This window comes from Tunturibacter gelidoferens (assembly GCF_040358255.1).
GTDB classification, from domain to species: domain Bacteria; phylum Acidobacteriota; class Terriglobia; order Terriglobales; family Acidobacteriaceae; genus Edaphobacter; species Edaphobacter gelidiferens.
In genome coordinates this window covers 5,365,505-5,385,786 of the sequence record NZ_CP132938.1, presented here as the reverse complement: position 1 = coordinate 5,385,786, position 20,282 = coordinate 5,365,505, and the positions used below count along the sequence as shown (strand labels likewise).

Genomic DNA, 20,282 nt, shown 5'->3' with positions numbered 1-20,282 from the left:
GGCAAAACGATGGCCGGAGAATCGCTGATACCAGCAACAGAACAAAGGAAAGTAAAAATGCAGACCCTTACGCTCGAGCAGGAGACTAACCCCTGGGAAGCCCAGGCCGCTCGATTCGACTTCGCCGCAAAAAAACTCAATCTCGATCAAGGCATCTGGAAGGTTCTCCGCTACCCCTCTCGCGAACTCATCGTCCACATCCCCGTCGGCATGGACGATGGCTCCATCGAAGTCTTCACCGGCTATCGCGTCCAGCACTCAGTCGCCCGCGGCCCCGCAAAGGGCGGCATCCGCTACTCTCCGGACGTATCCCTCGACGAAGTCCGTGCCCTCGCCTCCTGGATGACCTGGAAGTGCGCTGTCGTAAACATCCCCTTCGGCGGAGCCAAGGGCGGCGTCATCTGCGACCCCAAGAAGATGTCCCAGGGTGAACTCGAACGCATGACCCGCCGCTACACCGCCGAACTCATCGAATTCATCGGACCCGAAAAAGACGTCCCAGCCCCCGACATGGGCACTGACGAGCAGACCATGGCCTGGATCATGGACACCTACTCCATGCACATGCGTCAGACCGTCAACGCCGTCGTCACCGGCAAGCCCGTCAACCTCGGCGGCTCGCGCGGACGCAAAGAAGCCACTGGCCGCGGCGTCTCCGTCGTTTGCGATGAGGCCATGAAGCATCTCGGCATGTCCATCGACGGCTGCCGCGTCATCATCCAGGGCTTCGGCAACGTCGGCTCCAACTCCGCCAAACTCCTCTGCCAGAAGGGCTACACCGTCATCGGCATCGCCGAGTACGACGGGGCTCTTTACAACCCCAACGGCATCGACATCCACGCCCTGCTCGAGCACCGCAGGAAAGCCGGAACTATCACTGGCTTCAACGAGGCTGAGGCCGTCGACAGGCACGAACTCCTCACCTACAACTGCGAGATCCTCATCCCCGCAGCCACCGAAAACGTCATCACCAGCAAAAACGCCGATCGCATCCGCTGCAAGATCCTCTGCGAAGGAGCCAACGGCCCGACGACTACAGTGGCCGACGAGATCCTCGCCGACAAGAAGGTTTTCATTATCCCCGACATCCTCGCCAACGCTGGCGGCGTCACCACCAGCTACTTCGAGTGGGTGCAGGACCGCATGGGCTACTTCTGGACCGAGGCCGAGGTCAACCAACGCCTCGACAACATCATGACCGAGAGCTTCAACGACGTCGTGACCTACGCCCAGAACCACAACGTCAACAACCGTATCGCTGCCTATATGCTCGCAATCGACCGCGTCGCCTACACAACCAAACAGCGCGGCATCTACGCCTAAAGCTCACACAACAACAAAGGAAGAGGCAGCTCACGAGGCTGCCTCTTTTGCCGTAGTCGCCGGCGTTCCAATCTGAGCAGCTAGTCCTGCACCGTTACCTTTACCTTAGTCGACACGATGCTCGCAAACGTTCCCGATCCGGTCCCAATGACTCGAATCATATAACTCCCCGGTTTAGTCCCCAGGTTGGTGCAGGCCCCGCATCCTGTCAGCGAAGCCGTTCCGCAAATTGCAAGGACCGCGATCAGCAGGCTCCTGATCGTACGTCTCCGCTTACCCGGTAAGAGCAGAACAACCAGCGCCGCGAGAGTCGTACTCGCAAACGGCAGACCAGCCGTCCGCGACTCGGAATCCGCAACCTGGCATGATCGTGGGGCCATCATGCGCAACTGCAGTGTCGTTGTCCCGCCCCCTCCTGGGATCGTCCCCGTCGCAAACCTGCACGTCGCCTCCGACGGCAGATCACTGCACGATAACTGAACCGGCTGCAGATAACCGGCCTGAGGAGCCACAGCCACTTGGAGGTTCACCATCCCGCCTACTACCGTGGTCGTAGAACCTGTCACCGAAATACTGAACGCACTCATCGTCGCTGCGAGCGGCAGCACTGTCACCGTCACCGGTGCGGAGGTCGATCCCTGATGCGTTGCATCTCCTGAGTACACCGCCGTCAGTGTATGTATCCCCACAGCGAATCCTGAGCCTGCGCTCGCCGGGCAGTTTGCCGCCTGGGTTACAGGGATCGTGCAGATATTCGTCGTGCCGTCGAAAAAAGAGATCGTTCCGGTCGGTGTGCTGCCATCACTCGCAGTCACCACCGCGGACCCACTCACCGTCTGTCCGAAGTAGATCGTCGACGGCGTCGAAATCGTGAAGACCACCGTAGTCGGGATGCCCATTACTGCATGGCTCCCGTTCAACACCACGCTGTTGTAGGTAGAACTCCCGTTGTACTCGGCTGTCAACGCATGCCATCCGATCGGCACCGTTCCGGGGACAGAGATCGAAGCTACACCGCCGCTCACCGGCACGCTCCCCACCGCCTTGCCGTCGACAGCAAACGTCACGGTTCCCGTGACCGACGGGCCATTCGCTGGAGGGGTGACCTGTGCCACAAGCGTGAAGGTCTCGCCATAGTCAGTCGCATTCGGGGCAGCCGTGAGTCTGCCAGAGACAATCTTCGTCTGGATCCCGCTGAGCAGCACCGTGATCCCACCGGTAATTACGCCATCGTTCTCCGGCGTTGTTCGGCCGATCGCTGGATTCATAATCACTGTCCCGCCATTAGCAACGACCAGGTCTGTCAATCCATCGTTATTCACATCTCCAGCGGAGATTGAATTGATTCCCATTCCCGCCAGGAAGTGTGCTTCTTCCCCAAACATTCGCCCGCCGAGATTGTTCTGGACATTCACCACATAACCGTCGCTCATCACCAGATCCGGCCGACCATCGCCATTTACATCGACTACTGTCAATTGGAAAAAGTTTCGCGAGGGCGCCATCAAGACAGGCGAAGAGAAGCTTCCATCGGCGTTCCCATACCAGATATAAATCGCGTTCGCTATAGATGCCGTCGGGTGAGCGTGATCGGCGCTTTGGTTGTCATAGGCCACGATCACATCCTGGTTGCCATCACCATCGAGATCGACCGTTACCGCCGCCGCTTGCACTAGCCCTGCCATCTGCGGCTCTCTCGGCAGTCCAGTAATCTGAGCGTTAGCAGCCGCACCCACCTGCGCGGTGGTCGGTGTTGCGGTAGTGGAAAACGTTCCGTCGCCATTCCCGTGCAGCAGGAGCGCCTGCGAGGCAGAAACATTCACAATTGCATCCAGATTGCCCGATCCACTGAACTGCCCCAAAGCTCCGCTCAACGCCGGTTGTCCTGCCGCAAACGCGCGCGAACTCCCGAGTCTTCCATCCGCACTCCCCAACAGAATTGCGATTCCCTCAGGCGAGTCAACTGCTACATCCATCAAGCCATCGCCGTTGAAGTCCGCAACTGCAAAGCTCGTCCGCCCCGGTCCCGCGTTATAGATTCCCTGCAGTGTAAGGCTCAAATCGCTCTGTCCAAGCAGAACACTCATGCCAGCGGGAGTCGCTGTATAAAAATTGTTCCGCCCCGCAACATTACTCACCGCGACAAGATGTCCCCCCAAACCGGTCGTCGCGTCTGCGCTTCCACTTCCACCCTCGGAGGTGGTCGAAAAACTTCCATCCGCGTTCCCATGAAAGATCTCAATCCGCCCCCCAACTCCCTCCAGCACTAGATCGGGATGTCCGTCGCCATCGACATCATGCAGCAGCATGCTCTGTGCCGCGCTTGATCCCGCATAGGTCCCGGCAGCAGTCAGCAGTCCATCCGTCAAGCCAAGAAAGACATCTGCTGCGCCGCCGGCGACAGACTGAATCACCAGATCGGTGTGGCCGTCCCCGTTCAGATCTGCTGTTGCCATTGGCCCCACGCCGTTTGCGAGTCGCGTCCCGACGATCCTCACCAGCGTGCCGCTCTCGTCCATCGTCAGCGTAATCAACGCAGGGTTGGCAGCATCCTCCACCAGCAGATCCAAGGGCCCCGTATCGTGCAGCTGCGCTCCCATCACGTAGAGGAACTGCGGTGCCTTCGTTCCCACAATCGCGAAGGTGCCAAGCTCCTGCGCCGGTGCAAAGGTTCCGTCCCCTCTTCCCAGCGCAAGATAGGCTTTGCCGAGTCCAACCGCGCCCCAAACCCATGCGAGATCAACATGCCCGTCGTGATTGAAGTCGGCAACGGCAATCGAAGCCCCCGCTGTAGCAAGTGTCTGTCCTGGGGCGAAGGTTCCATCCTCGTTACTCAGCAAAATATGAGTCGTCGACGCGGTCGCGGTCGCGCCGTAGTCGGTATAGATCAGATCGACCCTGCCGTCTCCGTTTAGATCTGCCGCTACGATCCCTACCGGCCAACTCCCCGTCGCAATCACCAGAGGTTGTTGAAACTGCTGTGCCGTCGCAGCCAGGGCAACAAGGCTCAGAGAGCAGAGTGCAATCGTCTTGGGCAAGACACTTCGAATCGGCATATCGACGCTCGGACTACTTCTCTATCGGCGTCGTCGAATGAACGGAGAGGGGCTTCTGACAGGAAAGGGTTTATGTAAGAGCCCTTTCCCTTGCGGGTATGGAAAACGAACCTCAGAGTCGTCGAAAACGCCGGCATATTCCGCTAAAGACCTCAGCTATCTTGTCGATAGCCGTCTAGGAGGATGCCGTTCCTACCCATCGTGGCCGCAGACGGGCGCAGCGCTTGACGTGCGCGGTGCCAACAGCCAACCAAAGCCACTCCTGCGCCGGAAAGTCGGACTATGCTCAAGAGGAAGCGCGCCCCGCAAACTCAGGCTGCCTTTAGCCTTTCCCACTTTCACGCGTCTTACTGTGGCAGAATGCTAGTGTGCCGCGTACTCCTGCTGCGGACTGTGTAACCTCTCGATGAACCTGCCCAACTCCATCACGATGAGCCGTATCGCATGCGTTCCTCTGCTCATCTGGATACTCTCGCCCGCCTTCCCCTTCACCGGCGGACACGGAGCGGTAGGCCTCCGCGGCGGCGAACAGGAGATCATCGCCAGCATCGTCTTCATCCTTGCCGCCATTACCGACGGCCTCGACGGCTACCTCGCCCGCCGCCGCAAACAGATCACCACCATGGGCATGCTGCTCGACCCCTTGGCCGACAAGCTCATGGTCACTGCCGCCTACATCATCCTGGTGGCCTATAACCCCCGCGTAGTGCCGCCCTGGATCGCGGTCCTGGTTATCGGACGCGAGTTCCTGGTCTCAGGTCTCCGCAGCATCGCTGCCACAGAAGGCTTCACCATCGAAGCCAGCGAGATCGGAAAGCTCAAGACCGTCATCCAGATTGTCTCGGTCGTCGCGGCCATCCTCGCGCACCGTTGGGACTACTGGAACTGGGGCGGCTATATCGTCGGCGTCCACTTCATCGCCGTCACCGCTATCTACTGGATGACCATCGTCTCCATCATCTCCGCGATCGACTACTTCATCGGCTTCTGGAAGAAGATCGACCACGCCTCCGACAAACGCCGCAAGCGTCGCAGCTTCGTCCTCAGCCGGAAGCCCAAGCCTGTGCCTCCGACAGAGCACCCCTCCCGCATCACTTAGCAGAGCCCTGGAATTCGGGTGCCCCATCTTCATGACGGTCTCATCGTCGCTAAGGTGGGCATCGTGCGCAGCACGACCCGCTCCGGGTTGCCAACGCTTGCTACCGTAACCCCGTTTCCGTGAACTCCGACCCTGAGGTGCTTATCCACGTAGCGAATTCCGCAGTCCGAGACGACGCGAGCTATGCGGAATTTATGACTTGCAAGCAGATCGGCGGGTATTCGCGGGCGGGGCCGACTGAGTTCAGCTGTTCTTTGGTGAGAATCACGATCCAGAGTGCGGGATCATCTGTCCTAAAGTCTGCTAAGACCTCGGCCACTTGACCGAACGGCAATGACTCATCGGCATAGAAGAAGAGAACTTGTTCCTGACGGGTCGCCATGATCATCCTGATTTGACGGCGTAGATCATTTTCCACAGGCATCAGATCGTCGTTCACGAGGCTGCTGTGATCAAGCCTATAGCGCACAAAAATCTCTCTACCGTCGCCCATGTTCATCAGTTCCTGCCGCTTACATTGATGAGATAAGAGGACTGGAATTCCACTTGCGGACCGACCCAGCGTAGACCATGCATTCGAAAGCATCCAAAGTGCGGCAAGCCCAACCGTCATTGTAAGCAGTGGCCCCAATCCCTTCGTCATCCTTGAATAGACACCCAACTCCGCGGCTTAGTTCCGGATGTTCCCTTAAAGTCGGGTTACAGGCAACTTCACATCAATGGGTTCAAAACTAACCCACTGCCCGATTCTGTCAATCTAACCATCATCGTTTCAAAGAGATACGCCTGTCATAATATCCTGCCCCAACTGCTATACTGGTGATAGAGCTAACAGAGAAGGCCCCGACCATCCATCGGGGCCTTTACCTTTTAGTAAACATTTTTTCGCTAAGTCCTTTGAATGGAATAATGTACACCTAAAGTACAAAGCTAAGCCTTCTGTTTTTAATACTTTAGCACTTTGACGACGGGGGAGGGGTACTGTGACACAGACCAACAGTCGCACGCAGCTACTGCAGAATCGGAATCCCGGCGATTCTGCGCGACCACTCCTCCGGTCCCGTCGTATGCACGCTGGTGCCTTTGGTGTCGACCGCCACGGTCACAGGCATATCCTGCACGTCGAACTCGTAGATCGCCTCCATCCCCAGATCGGCGAACGCCAGGACCTTCGAACTCTTGATCGCCTTCGAGACCAGATACGCGGCGCCGCCAATCGCGATCAGATACACCGCCTCGAACTCGCGAATGGCATCAATCCCTGCCGGACCGCGCTCCGCCTTGCCGATCATCCCCAGCAGGCCAGTCTCGGCCAGCATCTGTCGCGTGAACTTGTCCATGCGCGTTGCCGTCGTCGGTCCGGCAGGTCCTACAGCCTCATCGCGCACCGCCTCCACCGGCCCCACATAGTAGATAAACCGGTTCTTGAAGTCGACCGGAAGCTTCTCGCCTCGCGTCAACATGTCGGTCATTCGCTTGTGTGCCGCGTCGCGCCCGGTCAGCAGTTTGCCCGAGAGCAGAATCACCTCGCCCGGCTTCCAAGTCTTCACATCGTCGTGTGTCACGGTATTCAGATCGACCCGTCGCGCTGTATGCACGTCGTACTCCAGCTTCGGCCATGCATCCAGCTTCGGCGGATCCACCATCACTGGTCCGCTGCCATCGAGGTGGAAGTGAAGATGCCGCGTCGCCGCACAGTTCGGAATCATGGCGATCGGCAGATTCGCCGCGTGCGTCGGGAAGTCCATGATCTTCACGTCAAGCACAGTTGTCAGTCCGCCCAGCCCCTGCGCACCGATGCCCAGCCGATTGACCTTGTGATACAGCTCGATCCTCAGCTCTTCGATCTTCGTCTTGGCCCCCCGCGCGATCAACTCCTGCATGTCGATCGGGTCCATCAGCGACTCCTTCGCCATCACCATCGCCTTCTCCGCGGTCCCGCCGATCCCGATTCCCAGCATCCCCGGAGGACACCATCCCGCTCCCATCGTCGGAACTGTCTTCAGCACCCAGTCCACCACCGAATCCGAAGGATTCAACATCGCAAACTTGCTCTTCGCCTCCGAGCCTCCGCCCTTCGACGCAACCGTGACGTCCACCTCTCCACCCTCCACCAACTCGACCACCACCATGGCCGGCGTGTTGTCGCCGGTATTTCTGCGTGTAAATGCAGGGTCTTCCAGAATACTCGGCCTCAACACGTTATCGGCGTTCCGCCACGCCTCGCGCACCCCCTCATCGACCATCTCCTGCATCGTCATCATGCCGCCGATGCCGGGCTCCCACCGAACCTCCATCCCGACTTTCACAAATGCCGTCACAATTCCCGTGTCCTGGCAGATTGGCCGATGACCCTCGGCGCACATCCGCGAGTTGATCAGAATCTGCGCCATCGCATCCTTCGCGGCGTGGCTCTGCTCCATCTCGTAGGCCCGTGCAAGGTTCGTAATGTAGTCCACCGGATGGTAGAAGCTGATGTATTGCAGCGCATCCGCCACACTCCGGATAAAGTCGTCCTGCTTGATCGTCGCCATTACGAACTGCCTCCTACGAATCATTCCCGCCACAGCATTTTACTTGCGCCACAGCATCTCTGGTCGAACGTAGCCTTGCTTCACCCGCATCCCAGGATCAACTCTTGCGCAAAACAAAAACGGGTGCAGCGAAGTCTCTCGCCGCACCCGCTCACAATCAACCAACTCTTACTTGATCTTTCCGAACCGGTACACCAGACCGACATTGACGCCAAAGTTGTTCTGAATCGTGCTCTGCGGTCCGTGAGTCAGATCCGTCGGATCCAACCGGAAGAACGTCGCTAGGTAGGTTGGCGAAACCCGAAACGCGATGTTCGGATAGAAGTTGTAGTCGAAGTTGGCACCAAGGGCAAACGCCGGTTTGGTCGCATCCTGCCATACCCCGATATCCCTAGACTGAAAACCCTTGGCGTCGCCGTCAAACTTGCCCAGAACAGCTCCGCCTTCGCCGGTCACAGTCACAGCAATCTTCTCCTTCGCATACACCCGGTAGGCCACTCCGCCCAGGAACGGGTATTCCGAGATCTGCGGGTTGAAGGGCAGGGTTACTGGCGAGCCTAGATTGTTCCCGATCTTCGCATTTCCATACGCCCCGCGAACTTCTCCGATGATGCCCAGCTTCGGATTCAGGAAGTAGGTTCCCGACATCCAGAACGTCACTTCATTATTCTTCTGCAGGGAAGAGCCTGGTTTGAACCGCATGTATCCGCCGCCCCCCGCAACTTCATACCGATGGCTGTACGTCTCCGCAGTCGTCCGCGCAATGCGAGCCTTGCGGTTGGCGCTCGACTCCCGCCGCGTCCTGTGCGTCACCTGTGCCTGTACCGCAACCGCCCCGCTGGCCATCAACCCCGCCAGCAACAATCCTGCTACCTTCTTTACACTCGAACGAAAACCGAACATCAACGATTACTCCTGCACAAGCTTCGCTTTGCTATTGTGGTACTCAAGACCTGCGGGCTGGAAACCCAACTGCGGCCATCCCTTATTAGAACATCCGCCGCCCCTCAAAGCGGCCATCACCCCCAAGGAGTTTGCTCAAGATGGCGAAAAAAAGCAGCGGCAGTGGCGGTTTTGGCAAAGTCTTTCTTGGTTTCTTGCTCGGTGTTGTCGCTGTCGCCCTGGGACTCTTCGCCTATCTCAAGTTCGGACCGCTGCCGGTCGCAGTGGCCGACTCGCCTCTCCCCTTCGAAAAGCAGATTGTCCACCTCCCTCTTGACGCCCGCATCGAACGCGAGTCCAAAGCCGCTCCCTTCGGCACAAGCGAAGATGTCTTTGAGTCCGGAGCACACATCTACCGTGCTCAGTGCGCGAGCTGCCATGGCACTCCTGGCCGCGATGTACCCTACGCCAAGGCTATGTTCCCCTCAACTCCGCAGCTCTGGAAGAAACACGCGACCAGCGACGTAGTCGGCGTCAGCGATGATGAAGCCGGCGAGACCTACTGGAAGGTAGCCAATGGCATCCGTCTCTCTGGCATGCCGTCCTTCAAACACATACTCTCCGATACCGAGATGTGGCAGGTCAGCCTGCTCCTGAAGAACGCGGACAAGGAACTACCCGGTCCGGTCACCCAGATCCTGAACTCGCCGACTCCATAAGCTCTGCCGTCACTGAGAAATCTGACAAAAAAAAAAGGCCTCGGACGCAGTATATGCGGCGAGGCCGTATCTCTTAAAACTAGCTACTTCAGCGTGTACGTTACGCCAGTTACAAACTGGAAGCTGTTGTCTTTGTACCCAAACGCCGGATTGCTCAGATAGTTATCCTGCAGGTTGAGGTTAAGGCTGAATCGCTTGTAGGTCGGCAGCTGCAGACCTGCCGCAAAGATCGCGGAATAGATGCTCGGATCGTTCCAGGACGGTATAAACGTTCCGCTCTCCGTGAAGAGGATCTTCCGTGGCAGGGTGCGGTGATATAGCTCGGTGAAGCTTGATCCGATCAGATCCGTACTCGCGGTGGGCGGCACGAAGTTCTGCCTTTCATAGTGCACATCCACCTTCACATCAAACTCCTGAATCGGGGTTTCAATGACGGTGTAACCGATACCAGCGCCATAGATCTGTTGCAGATTCAGGCCCTGCGCGAAGTTGTGATCATACGACAAACCGACCAAGCCATAGAGTCGAGGAGTCAAATACTTGTCATGCTCTGCGTCCGCATGAAAGATGTTCGTCTTTGCGACGGAATCCGGAGTCGGAGGCGTAGTCTGCGGAATCACGGGCTGCGTCAACTTGCCATACGTCTCCAACACGTCGATCGTGTCGCGTGTCCGTGGAGGCAGAAACTCGACCGAAGGGACGAGCCGTATCAGGTTGACTGCCGCGGTGAAGCTCTGCCCCGTCTGCGTGGATTCGACCAGCGTGACCCCACCAGATAGCCCCCCCGTCCAATCCTGGAAGATCCCCGGGTTTCCGGTCACCTCTTTGGTGTACGTCGCTCCGTCGATCAAAGCAGAAAGGTCCTTCACCGGTACCGTATCAATTACGCTCGAGGAAGACGTGTCCGCCAGCGTCACAGCGCTGTCCTGATAGGTGATCGTTCCCGGTGTCTTCGAGGTGCGAGTGACCTTCTCTCCGTTCCTCAACGCGACGAACTTACCCCCGCTGTGGAGCTCTTTGATCTTGTCCGCTGTCACCGTAATCTCACCGACCACATCGCTCTTAAAAACAAAAGAGTCACCGTTGGCCCGCTCCAGAGTTCCCGTCAACTGATCGCCATTGGTAAACACGATCACATCGGGTGCCGGTTTGGCCGCGGCGCTCTGGGCCCATCCTGTCGATGCCTGGTAAAACATGGCGCCTAAGATCAGGCTCAAGACAAACAGGTTGTGCCACTTACCTCGCCTGTTGCCAGGGGTTGTTTCGTAGTATGGGCTCATCCGTTAAAAATAGCGTAGCCTAGCGGAAGTTCAGACGTTTTCGAGGTGAATATGCGACCTGTTGTTCGTGTCATTGGAAAAGTGTTGCGTCTGGTCGGCATCTCAAGCCCCGAAGATTCTGCTCCCAAGCCGATAACCGCGTCGGATCCCCCCTCGTGGCGGACTCCCGAGCACCCTCCGGTGAACCCAAAAGAAACTTCAACCGAGACCCTCCGGTGAACCCAAAAGAAACTTCAACCGAGAAGTAGATCAGCGATTCTATTCGCCACGAACTGCGTACTTGCTGGTATCGCATCTGGTGGTACGACCTCTTCAGGCCTCGATAGATTGGCCAAGCGCGTGCCCACAAAATAGTGCATCTTTTCGGCGAAGAAAGTGTTGCCAATCGTACTTCAATAGGCATACTATCCGTTTCGGTTCGGCGGAGTTTGCGGCAAATCGCATGCTTCTCAGGGCCAGAAACCTATTGAAATGAAGAGCTCCTTCAAAATTTCCGTATCGGTTTGAGTTACATAACCAACTTCCTGATGGGGCGGTTAGACCCCTCAGCGTGCTCGGAAGGATAAAATCTATGGCATGGTACGCGTATTGCGTCGCAGAGAGACAGGCATTCCCAGAGCTTTGCCGCCACCGCCGCCCGATGCCCCTGACGAATGTCTCGGGGCTCTTCGGTAATCAGACGTTCTTGTTTCCCGCCAGTGACTTAGCCGTTATCGTCTCTGAACACAGCCCCGAAGATAGCGCACGGCTCGACCAACAGGCCGCCAAAGATCACGCACGTGTCGTCGCAGACTGCTTCAAGCTCTCCACCGTTCTGCCTTTTCGCTTCGGGACCACCTTCCAGGACGACGATGCTCTGCGCCGCTCCGTTCGCTCCAATCAGCGTCACTTTCAAGCCAACGTCGAGCGTCTCCGCGGCAAAGCCGAGATGCATCTCAAGGTCCTCGTCGACGATATCTGCCCAGGCAACGCGACTCGCGACATGACCGTGGGCCAGCAGTATTTGATCAGTCTGCGAGAGAGCGCCAGTCGTCAGCGCGAGCGCCAATCCAAAGCCCGCGCCCTCTCCATCCAGATGCACCGCATGTTCCTGCCGCTAGCCGAAGAGATCACCTGCAAGCGAATGGACACCGGCAAGATGCTTCTCGACATCGCCCACCTCATCGACAACAAGACCGTCGAGCGTTATCAGAACAAGTACACCTCTGCCACGCTCGAGCTCAAGGATTGCCGCATGCAGCTCTCCGGCCCCTGGCCTCCGTACCACTTCGTGCATAAAACCACACCGCAACACCAGCACAGCGCATAACGCAAAAATCAATTACGGCGGCTCCCTTCAGACAGGGGGCCGTTGTTCGTTTCACGACATTTCGCAAGCGCCCTGGTTTGTGCTATTTATGTCCATGGAACCGCGTGGAATGTACCCGGGACAGGTGCCTTCCCGGACACCCTTTACCCCGTCCTGCGCATCGCATCATAAGTCGTCAGACGCAGGAAAAGCTCTGCGCCTGTGCCCACTAGTTCGTGTTCGGCAAGGAGATCGTGAATGAATCGCACCAAGAACGTCTTTACTGCCCTAATGATTTCTGTTGGAATCTTTGGATATTTTGGGGCTGGCTCGACAGCGCTCCACGCGCAGGAGCCAAACCCGACGGCGCAGACCAATCCTCCCCAAAATCCGGATGAGATCAAGAAGCAGGACAACGGAATCTATATCTACCGTGTAAAGGTCGTTCAGCGCGACCTCGACGCCGTCAACTACCTGCATCGCAGCGGTTCGACCAATATCGGCTTCAGGGGGACACCTCTTCTTCCCTTGGCCAAAGGGGAGGCCAAAGTCACAAGCGAGCGTGGTGGAATTCACATCTCAGCGCGGTTCCAGGGGCTCACACCAGCCAATGGCTTCGGTCCCGAGTACCTGACTTACGTTCTTTGGGCGATCACGCCCGATGGCCGCCCTAACAATCTTGGCGAAGTCCTTCCTGCGAACAATAAGAACAACATAGAGGTGACCACCGCCCTCCAGTCCTTCGGCATGATCGTCACCGCAGAACCCTATTTTTCAGTGACCCAGCCAAGCGACGTCGTCGTGTTGCAGAACGTGATTATCAACGACAAAACCACCGGCGTCCTCGAAAAAGTGAATGCGCACTACTCCCTTTTGGCACGCGGCTCTTACGCCCAGACGGAGGGCTCCAGGTCGAATCTCAATCCCATCACAAGGGATGAAAGATCCCCGCTTGAGCTCTATCAGGCCAACAACGCGGTCCGAATCGCGCAGGCAGCAGGAGCCGATAAATACGCTCCCGACATTATGGCGGAGGCGATGCAGGATCTCCGCAACGCTACCGACATCGACCAGAACAAAAAGGGCGATCGCAAGATGGAGATCACCTTCGCGCGCCAGGCAGTACAGCGTTCTGAAGACGCCCGTCTCGTTACTTTGCGCAAGCAGGCTGCGGAGCGCCAGTTGAACGCAGACAACGCCAAACGCGACGCCGAGGCTCAGGCCCAGCAGTCGCAACTTCAGGCTCAACAGTCGCAGCTTGAGGCGGAACGCGCCCGCGCCGCCCAGGCTGAAGCGGATGCCGACCGCGCCCGAGCCGAAGCAGCCGCCGCCGAAGCTCAGGCTCGTGCCGCCGCCGCCAATAAGAGCGCAACAGACGCTAACGCCGTACGTGAAAGGCTTCGTAGTCAGCTGAACAGCGTCCTTGCCACCAGCGAATCAGCCCGAGGCCTCATCGTCAACATGTCCGACGTGCTCTTCGACACCGGCCGTTACACCCTCAAGACGAACACGCAGATCAGTCTGGCTAAGGTTGCCGGAATTCTGCAGGCCTATCCTGGCCTGAAGCTCCAGGTCGAGGGCTACACCGACAGCGTCGGAGGCGACCAATACAATCAAAAACTTTCGGAAAACCGCGCCGACGCCGTTCGCGACTTTTTAGTTACGCAGGGTGTCCAGACGGATAACATCTCGGCCACGGGTTACGGCAAAGCCAAGCCTGTAGCCGATAACGCTACCGCGCAGGGCCGAGCCCAGAACCGGCGCGTCAATCTTGTCGTCTCGGGCGACGCGATTGGAGTCCAACAGAGCAGCCCCGACGCCGATCCAGCCCCACCGACAACACCGCAGTAAACTTGTTTCTTCCCAAAACCAGAAGGCCGCCTCAGGCGGCCTTCTCTTCCTAAAACACGAGTCAATTCAAGCGCCCAACAAACTGTAAAGTCAACGATTAGGTCAGCCCACCCAGTGGAACGCGACGCGATCCGGCCCACAACTGCCAGAATCAAAGCAGTCAAACCCTATAAGTGAATCGACCAGCCAAGCTCCGAGAGCTTCTCTTCAATATCGGCAAGCGCGATCGTTAGTGCGGATCGCCGGTGCGGGCTCGAAGTCCGCTCCGACAGAATACGTTCCCGCTGCAACTCCAACGCCTGTCGCCTTCGTTTGCGTTCCGCTACCTCGGCATTGTCGTTTGCGGTGACAGGTTTCGGAGCGGCAGCCTGGTTTTGCTGTTCTTCCACGGATTTACTCTCCCATCCTCGCGACATACTGTTCATTCTACGCTGCGATATATCAATATATAAATAGTTTCGCTACTCTCGTCTCCTCGGCGATTCCAAATCGGCAGCATCCAACTCTTCCAGAGACACTATGCGCGCATATCCTATCCAGCAATTCGGCCTCGATCACCTCCGGCACCTTGATCTGCCTACCCCGCAAACAACCCCCGGTACGGTCCTGATCAAAGTTCACGCCGTCTCTCTCAACTATCGCGATCTCATGGTCGTCAAGGGTCTCTACAACCCGAAGATGTCCCTGCCACGCATCCCCTGTTCGGACGGAGCGGGAGAAGTCGTCGCCACGGGCGAAGGTGTCACCCGCGTTAGAGTGGGTGACCGCGTCTGCGGCATCTTCATGCAGCGGTGGCTCGACGGCCCACTCACCGCCGACAAATCAAAGGCCGCTCTCGGTGGCGACGTAGACGGCATGCTCACCGAGTACGCTGTTCTCGACCAAGAGGGAGTCGTCCGTTTCCCCGAGCATCTCACCTACGAAGAAGCTTCCACCCTCCCCTGCGCTGGCGTGACTGTTTGGAACGCTCTTCATCACGCCGGAGACCCAATCAATCCAGCACATCCAGGAGAAACCGTAGTCATCCAGGGCACGGGCGGCGTCTCTATCTTTGCGCTCCAATTCGCAAAGCTCCTCGGAGCCCGCGTCCTCGGCACCTCCTCAAGCGACGAGAAGTTATCCCGCGCCCGCAGCCTCGGCCTGGACGAAGGATGCAACTACAAGCAGCGTCCCGACTGGTCCAAATGGGTTACCGAAACGACCGCTGGCATAGGAGCGGATCGCATCATCGAAGTGGGCGGCGCTGGCACCTTCGGTCAATCTCTGCGAGCCGCCCGAGTCGGCGGCACCGTCGCGCAGATAGGCATTCTCTCCGGCGGCACAACCTCAGACCCCGTCGCCCTCACACCCATCCTTCACAAGCAGCTCCGCGTGCAGGGCATTTACGTGGGCTCCCGCGCCATGTTCGAGGAGATGAACGCTGCCATCGCGAAAGCCAGCCTGCATCCTGTTATCGGCAAGGTCTTCGACTTCTCTCAGGCCGCTGAGGCCTTCGCTCACATGGAGTCCGCGTCGCACTTTGGAAAAATTGTCATTCGCATTAGCCCGCAGCCGTAAACGGGAACTAACAAACCCGAGAGCATAGCTTGTTGACAATGCCAAACAGTCAATGACTCAAGTACCTAAAACGCAACGTAGCGTTGCATATAATCGCACAAGCGTAGGAGGAGACGAAATGATAGTCGAGATCGAGAGCCTCCAGAAAATCTACGACGGCAAGCAACGAGTCGTCGCCGTCGACGGCATCGATCTCAGCGTCCACGAGGGAGAACTCTTCGGCCTTCTCGGCCCCAACGGCGCAGGCAAGACCACCACCATCAGCATCTGCACCACCCGCGCCCTGCCCACCTCTGGGCGTGTTCGCATCGCAGGAATCGACGTGGTCAAAACCCCCGCGGTGGCCCGTCGCTTCATCGGCGTCGTCCCCCAGTACAACACCCTCGACCGAGCCTGCACCATCTACGAAAACATCAACTTCCACTGCCTGTACTTCGGCTTCTCCGGCCCCGAAGCGACCGAACGCACCAACCAGCTTCTCGCGCAGTTTCATCTTACCGAGCGCGCCGGCGCCTATCCCGCCCAACTCTCCGGCGGCCTCGCCCAGCGCGTCCAGATCGCCCGTGCCATCGCCCATCGCCCCAAGGTTCTCTTTCTCGACGAGCCCAGCGCCGGACTCGACCCGCAAAGCCGCATCGCCATGTGGGATGCCGTCCGCAACCTCCGTCAAGAGGGAATTACCGTCGTCCTCACAACGCACTACATGGAAGAGGCCGACGAACTCTGCGATCGCGTCGCCATCATCGACCACGGCAGAATCCTCGTGCAGGACACCCCAACAGCACTCAAAGGTTCCGTCGGCGCGCAGAAGGTCTACGAGCTATACCTTCGCAGCCAGGACAACATCCCCACCCTCGTGCAGCAACTCCAGCAACTCACCGGAGTAGCCAGCGCAGAGCCTACCCCCAAGGGTGTTCGTGTCCTCGCACACGGAGCTGAAGGCCTCCTCTCCGACGTCGTCCGCGAGGCAAACCCCTACGGCCTCCGCGACCTCACCATCACCGAAACCAGCCTCGAAACCGTCTTCATTCGTCTCACCGGCCGCGACCTTCGCGAGTAGTCAAGAGAACCGTCTAAAGACCGAGATATCTATGACCCAACTGGCAGAAGTCGCAAAACCGAGCACGTCGCTAAATCGCCAAACCACCCGCGGCCCTCAGAGCTCGAAGCTCACCCAGTACGCGCGCGCCTTCGTTGGCCTCTTCCGCCGCGATCTCCACGTCTTGCGACGCGAGCTATTCCCCTTCATCATCCGCGTCTGCATGAACCCCCTGCTCTTTCTCTTCGTCTTCACCTACGTCATCCCGCACATGAACGCAGGCGCCGCCATGAATCCCACAGCGTCCATGGCTGGCAACGCCTTCTCGACGGTCTTACTTCCGGGCCTCATGGCCGTCGCCATCATGTTCTCCGGCATCGCCGCAGTCGCCCTGCCGCTCGCGCAGGAGTTCGGTATCACCCGCGAGATCGACGACCGCGTCATGTGCCCCTTGCCCGTCCCCTTTGTCGCCATCGAAAAGATCTGCTTCTCCGCGGTCCAAAGCGTCATCGCTGCCTGCATCGTCTACCCGCTGGCGTACTACGTGCCAGCGACACACCCCACGACCCATATCAGCAACTGGCCGTTTCTCATTCTTGTCGTAGCCCTTGCCAGCCTTACCGCAGGCGCACTCGGACTCACCATTGGCACCAGCGTCAAGCCGCAGCAGATTGGTCTCATCTTCGGCGTCGTCGTCATCCCCATCACGTTTCTAGGTTGCGTCTACTACCCTTGGGCCGCGCTCACTCATATCCGCTGGCTCCAGGTTGGCGTTCTCATCAACCCAATCGTCTACATGAGCGAGGGCCTCCGCGCAGCCCTTACTCCCACGCTGCCGCACATGAATCCCTTCCTCATCGTAGGCATGCTCATAGCTTCTCTCTGCTTCCTGACCTGGCTGGGCATCAAAGGCTTTCTACGCCGCGTCATCGGCTAGCTTTTTCTGCAGATCCATCTGAATCTTGAATCATCCGAGTATGCGACGACAGCCACGCCTCAGGAAATCGGTGCAACTGTAAAGTTGATTAGCAGGACGATTGATCAAACGCGAGATGGCGGCGGTCGCAGCGAGAGCAAATATGGTGTGCCGAAAAGTTAGATTAGACATGTTTCGCATCAGACGGTGGAAACTCAACCGTTGAAAGATGCTTCGCCATCTGCCGCCCAATTCGGACGCTCTCCGAGATCCCTCTGTCTTCGGGATAATAAAAGCAAGTGTCGGCAACCTGTAGTCCCCTAATCGGAGTTTGGATCGGCGGAATCTTTGCTGCGAATCCGGGTTCACAGACAGGTTGCGCATGACGAAGACGGGCTACATGCTGCGCGATAATGTCCTCGCGCGTCAGCTGCGGATTCAACCTCTGGAGATATCCGAAGGACTCATTCAGAAGTTCTTCGTCGGTCCAGGTGAATTTGATGTTGTCGTTTGGCATGTAATAAGGCACATACACCACAGTGTCGCCACCGACCGGTCTGAGCTGCGAGAACTCAATGATCCCAGGGGTAGAAATATCTGGTTCGCTGATATTGACCCAGAAGTGTGGACTCACCGATCGCTTGAGTTTGAAGACCAGGCAGCAAATACCCATATTTACTATCGATTCGTAACGAGCCTTCCAATCTTCAGGTAGGTCTGGGATCATCGCTGTGACCAGCGGCGTTGGGACCGTACAAATAACCGCATCCGCTCGCATGAACCCCTCGGGCGTCATGACCCCCTTCACCTGCCCATCTTCCACTATTACTTTCTGCGCCCCACAACGCGTGCGGACCTTGCCTCCGTTCTTCACAATCGACGAGCACAGAGCATTCACCAGCGTCTGACTTCCGCCTTCAATGTAGCCGAGTTCTTCCTCCATGAATGACTTGCGGGATCGACCGATCCGCTTGATCCGGGTCCAGATCCAGGCAGCTGAGACATTATCCGCATATTGATAGAACTTCAATGCAAACAGTGGTTTCCAGAGACGCTCAAACACCTCCGTCCCACACCATCGAGTGATCCAAGTGTGGGCTGCCTCTGTTTCAATCGCATCCCAGCGCTCCCGCCGCACAGACAAAAACGCAAACAGGCCATATCTGAGTCGAGAGAGGAGGCTGATTTCAGGAAATTTCAATAGCGCAAAGGGAGTGCCCCAATCGTGCATCCTGTTGCCCGTAAAGATGCCCATGGAGGTAGTCCTCCACTTTAGCTGGTCGCCGATGCCAAGTTCTTCCAGCAGCGCCATTGTTGGCGCATCGCTCTTGCAAACGAAGTGGTAAAAGCGCTCTATGGAAAGCCCCGCCATGTCAAAGTGAGCAGCCATGCCGCCGGGCTCAGGCGCAACCTCCAGAACTTCCACCGTGTGTCCGGCCTTCGCGGCGTGGAACGCTGCAGAAAGGCCCATTGCCCCTGATCCAATGATTACAACGTGAGCGATAAAGCACCTTCTCCTGAAGTTTGCGCAAAGCGTGAAGTCGTATGGTTCGTTACGGACATTACGCAACCAACAGAGGAGGTCTGGCTCTCCTTGCGCAGCACATATTCCCCTGAAAATTTCTTCGGTTGTCGGTTCCAGACTACCATCCGTCAGGGAGTCAGCAACAGGACAGGATGTGAAGGGCTATCGCTCCAGCCGAGCCCCGCAACCTAAGCCGCAACTCGCTTCCTTCGCAGATCTTCCGTGATCAACTTCCCATGGAAGCGCCCATTTTCGATGAAGATCTCACTCGTCCGCTCCCCCGCGACAATGACTCCAGCCGCATAGATTCCCGGCACATTGCTTTCGAGCGTACCCGGATTGCATACGGGGCAACGGTCATTCGCTTTATCCAGCTTTACCCCCAGCCTCTCGATGAACTCGAAGTCCGGATGGTACCCCGTCAGCGCAAACACAAACTGGTTCGCAATCGTCACCTTTCCTCTCCGGGTTGCGAGAGTCACATCGTCCTCTGTAATGTTCGTGACAACGCTGTCGAAGTAGGCTTCGACCTCATGATTCTTGATCCGGTTATTGATGTCCGGCAGAATCCAGTACTTCACACTTTTTGGAATCTCCTTGCCCCGATGCACCAGCGTCACCTTCGCTCCATGACGCCAAAGGTCCAGCGCTGCAATCGCCGCGGAGTTCTTTCCCCCAATCACCAAGACATCAAGCCCATAGTAAGGATGTGGCTCATGATAGTAGTGCTTCACCTTGCTGAGATCCTCGCCGGGAATACCAAGGTAGTTCGGTAGATCGTAGTATCCGGTGGCGATCACCAACTTCCGCGCACGATGCTGCACCGCCCGCCCAAAGCGATCCGTTGTGCGAACGGTAAAATTCCCGTCTGCACCTTCTACCTGCTCAACATTCTCATACTGACGAACGTCCAGCCGGTAGAACTCGGCCACCTTGCGGTAGTACTCAAGAGCCTCACTGCGATTGGGTTTCTGGTTTGGACTGGAGAAGGGCATGTCCCCAATCTCCAGCAGCTCCGGTGTTGTAAAAAATGTCATATGCGCCGGGTAATGAAACAGCGAATTGCAAAGGCAGCCTTTATCGACCAGCATCGTCGTAAAACCCGCCCGTTGCGCCTCAATCGCGCAGGCCATGCCCGTCGGCCCAGCGCCAATCACTAATAAATCCACAATCTCTGAAGCCGCACCCTCGCTCATACCTTCATTTTACTGAA

Annotated in this window: 16 protein-coding genes; 8 read left to right on the top strand and 8 right to left on the bottom strand. The window is 57.5% G+C overall.

Annotated elements, in window-relative coordinates:
• Positions 1 to 57: 57 nt before the first annotated feature.
• A complete protein-coding gene (locus RBB81_RS23075) occupies positions 58 to 1,323 on the top strand; it encodes a Glu/Leu/Phe/Val family dehydrogenase (RefSeq protein WP_353072299.1) in 1,266 nt (421 codons plus the stop codon).
• A gap of 80 nt (positions 1,324 to 1,403) precedes the next feature.
• On the opposite strand, the gene RBB81_RS23070 is transcribed toward RBB81_RS23075, so the two are convergent.
• On the bottom strand, positions 1,404 to 4,379 hold the full coding sequence (locus tag RBB81_RS23070; RefSeq protein ID WP_353072298.1) for an FG-GAP-like repeat-containing protein: 2,976 nt from the start codon (positions 4,377 to 4,379) through the stop codon (positions 1,404 to 1,406).
• Positions 4,380 to 4,785: 406 nt separating this feature from the next.
• On the opposite strand from RBB81_RS23070, the gene pgsA reads away from it, so the two are divergent.
• Entirely contained in the window at positions 4,786 to 5,478 is a 693-nt protein-coding gene (gene pgsA, locus RBB81_RS23065; protein ID WP_179585578.1) for a CDP-diacylglycerol--glycerol-3-phosphate 3-phosphatidyltransferase, read from the top strand.
• A gap of 181 nt (positions 5,479 to 5,659) precedes the next feature.
• On the opposite strand, the gene RBB81_RS23060 is transcribed toward pgsA, so the two are convergent.
• The 3 genes from RBB81_RS23060 to RBB81_RS23050 all read right to left on the bottom strand — a co-directional run bounded on the left by RBB81_RS23060 (position 5,660) and on the right by RBB81_RS23050 (position 8,915).
• On the bottom strand, positions 5,660 to 5,977 hold the full coding sequence (locus tag RBB81_RS23060; RefSeq protein WP_179585576.1) for a hypothetical protein: 318 nt from the start codon (positions 5,975 to 5,977) through the stop codon (positions 5,660 to 5,662).
• Between the two features lie 511 nt (positions 5,978 to 6,488).
• The gene (locus RBB81_RS23055; protein ID WP_179585574.1) at positions 6,489 to 8,012 is read right to left on the bottom strand and encodes a fumarate hydratase; all 1,524 of its coding nucleotides are present in this window, start codon (positions 8,010 to 8,012) and stop codon (positions 6,489 to 6,491) included.
• A 168-nt stretch (positions 8,013 to 8,180) separates the two neighbouring features.
• Positions 8,181 to 8,915 carry an outer membrane beta-barrel protein gene (locus RBB81_RS23050; protein WP_179585572.1) on the bottom strand — a complete coding sequence of 245 codons (735 nt, stop codon included), beginning with the start codon at positions 8,913 to 8,915 and terminating at the stop codon, positions 8,181 to 8,183.
• Positions 8,916 to 9,055: 140 nt separating this feature from the next.
• Here RBB81_RS23050 and RBB81_RS23045 point away from each other — a divergent pair, with 140 nt between their 5' ends.
• Positions 9,056 to 9,613 carry a c-type cytochrome gene (locus RBB81_RS23045; protein ID WP_179585570.1) on the top strand — a complete coding sequence of 186 codons (558 nt, stop codon included), beginning with the start codon at positions 9,056 to 9,058 and terminating at the stop codon, positions 9,611 to 9,613.
• Between the two features lie 83 nt (positions 9,614 to 9,696).
• On the opposite strand, the gene RBB81_RS23040 is transcribed toward RBB81_RS23045, so the two are convergent.
• A complete protein-coding gene (locus RBB81_RS23040; RefSeq protein WP_353072297.1) occupies positions 9,697 to 10,809 on the bottom strand; it encodes a DUF481 domain-containing protein in 1,113 nt (370 codons plus the stop codon).
• A gap of 655 nt (positions 10,810 to 11,464) precedes the next feature.
• Here RBB81_RS23040 and RBB81_RS23035 point away from each other — a divergent pair.
• Entirely contained in the window at positions 11,465 to 12,202 is a 738-nt protein-coding gene (locus tag RBB81_RS23035; RefSeq protein ID WP_353072296.1) for a GvpL/GvpF family gas vesicle protein, read from the top strand.
• Between the two features lie 237 nt (positions 12,203 to 12,439).
• Positions 12,440 to 14,032 (top strand): OmpA family protein, encoded by a 1,593-nt coding sequence (locus RBB81_RS23030; RefSeq protein WP_246374183.1) that lies wholly within the window; start codon positions 12,440 to 12,442, stop codon positions 14,030 to 14,032.
• 167 nt (positions 14,033 to 14,199) lie between these two features.
• Here RBB81_RS23030 and RBB81_RS23025 read toward each other — a convergent pair whose 3' ends face one another.
• The gene (locus tag RBB81_RS23025) at positions 14,200 to 14,421 is read right to left on the bottom strand and encodes a hypothetical protein (protein ID WP_179585564.1); all 222 of its coding nucleotides are present in this window, start codon (positions 14,419 to 14,421) and stop codon (positions 14,200 to 14,202) included.
• Between the two features lie 130 nt (positions 14,422 to 14,551).
• Between RBB81_RS23025 and RBB81_RS23020 the strand changes: the two genes are divergently transcribed.
• The 3 genes from RBB81_RS23020 to RBB81_RS23010 all read left to right on the top strand — a co-directional run bounded on the left by RBB81_RS23020 (position 14,552) and on the right by RBB81_RS23010 (position 17,565).
• On the top strand, positions 14,552 to 15,589 hold the full coding sequence (locus tag RBB81_RS23020) for a zinc-dependent alcohol dehydrogenase family protein (RefSeq protein WP_353072295.1): 1,038 nt from the start codon (positions 14,552 to 14,554) through the stop codon (positions 15,587 to 15,589).
• 118 nt (positions 15,590 to 15,707) lie between these two features.
• Complete coding sequence (locus RBB81_RS23015) at positions 15,708 to 16,649, top strand: ABC transporter ATP-binding protein (protein WP_179585560.1); 942 nt, start codon at positions 15,708 to 15,710, stop codon at positions 16,647 to 16,649.
• 31 nt (positions 16,650 to 16,680) lie between these two features.
• Entirely contained in the window at positions 16,681 to 17,565 is an 885-nt protein-coding gene (locus tag RBB81_RS23010) for an ABC transporter permease (protein ID WP_183792895.1), read from the top strand.
• A gap of 163 nt (positions 17,566 to 17,728) precedes the next feature.
• Here the strand turns inward: RBB81_RS23010 and RBB81_RS23005 are convergent, their stop codons facing one another.
• Together RBB81_RS23005 and RBB81_RS23000 are read right to left on the bottom strand one after the other, a co-directional pair.
• Positions 17,729 to 19,015 (bottom strand): NAD(P)/FAD-dependent oxidoreductase, encoded by a 1,287-nt coding sequence (locus RBB81_RS23005; RefSeq protein ID WP_423248040.1) that lies wholly within the window; start codon positions 19,013 to 19,015, stop codon positions 17,729 to 17,731.
• A 242-nt stretch (positions 19,016 to 19,257) separates the two neighbouring features.
• The gene (locus RBB81_RS23000) at positions 19,258 to 20,265 is read right to left on the bottom strand and encodes a YpdA family putative bacillithiol disulfide reductase (protein ID WP_353072294.1); all 1,008 of its coding nucleotides are present in this window, start codon (positions 20,263 to 20,265) and stop codon (positions 19,258 to 19,260) included.
• Positions 20,266 to 20,282: the final 17 nt, after the last annotated feature.

Coding starts and splice junctions, on each gene's coding strand:
- RBB81_RS23005 (WP_423248040.1), bottom strand. CDS start 19,015: ATGGGCCTTTCTGCAGCGTTCCACGCCGCGAAGGCCGGACACACGGTG.
- RBB81_RS23050 (WP_179585572.1), bottom strand. CDS start 8,915: ATGTTCGGTTTTCGTTCGAGTGTAAAGAAGGTAGCAGGATTGTTGCTG.
- RBB81_RS23075 (WP_353072299.1), top strand. CDS start 58: ATGCAGACCCTTACGCTCGAGCAGGAGACTAACCCCTGGGAAGCCCAG.
- RBB81_RS23015 (WP_179585560.1), top strand. CDS start 15,708: ATGATAGTCGAGATCGAGAGCCTCCAGAAAATCTACGACGGCAAGCAA.
- pgsA (WP_179585578.1), top strand. CDS start 4,786: ATGAACCTGCCCAACTCCATCACGATGAGCCGTATCGCATGCGTTCCT.
- RBB81_RS23030 (WP_246374183.1), top strand. CDS start 12,440: ATGAATCGCACCAAGAACGTCTTTACTGCCCTAATGATTTCTGTTGGA.
- RBB81_RS23010 (WP_183792895.1), top strand. CDS start 16,681: ATGACCCAACTGGCAGAAGTCGCAAAACCGAGCACGTCGCTAAATCGC.
- RBB81_RS23045 (WP_179585570.1), top strand. CDS start 9,056: ATGGCGAAAAAAAGCAGCGGCAGTGGCGGTTTTGGCAAAGTCTTTCTT.
- RBB81_RS23060 (WP_179585576.1), bottom strand. CDS start 5,977: ATGAACATGGGCGACGGTAGAGAGATTTTTGTGCGCTATAGGCTTGAT.
- RBB81_RS23070 (WP_353072298.1), bottom strand. CDS start 4,379: ATGCCGATTCGAAGTGTCTTGCCCAAGACGATTGCACTCTGCTCTCTG.
- RBB81_RS23055 (WP_179585574.1), bottom strand. CDS start 8,012: ATGGCGACGATCAAGCAGGACGACTTTATCCGGAGTGTGGCGGATGCG.
- RBB81_RS23000 (WP_353072294.1), bottom strand. CDS start 20,265: ATGAGCGAGGGTGCGGCTTCAGAGATTGTGGATTTATTAGTGATTGGC.
- RBB81_RS23035 (WP_353072296.1), top strand. CDS start 11,465: ATGGCATGGTACGCGTATTGCGTCGCAGAGAGACAGGCATTCCCAGAG.
- RBB81_RS23020 (WP_353072295.1), top strand. CDS start 14,552: ATGCGCGCATATCCTATCCAGCAATTCGGCCTCGATCACCTCCGGCAC.
- RBB81_RS23040 (WP_353072297.1), bottom strand. CDS start 10,809: ATGTTTTACCAGGCATCGACAGGATGGGCCCAGAGCGCCGCGGCCAAA.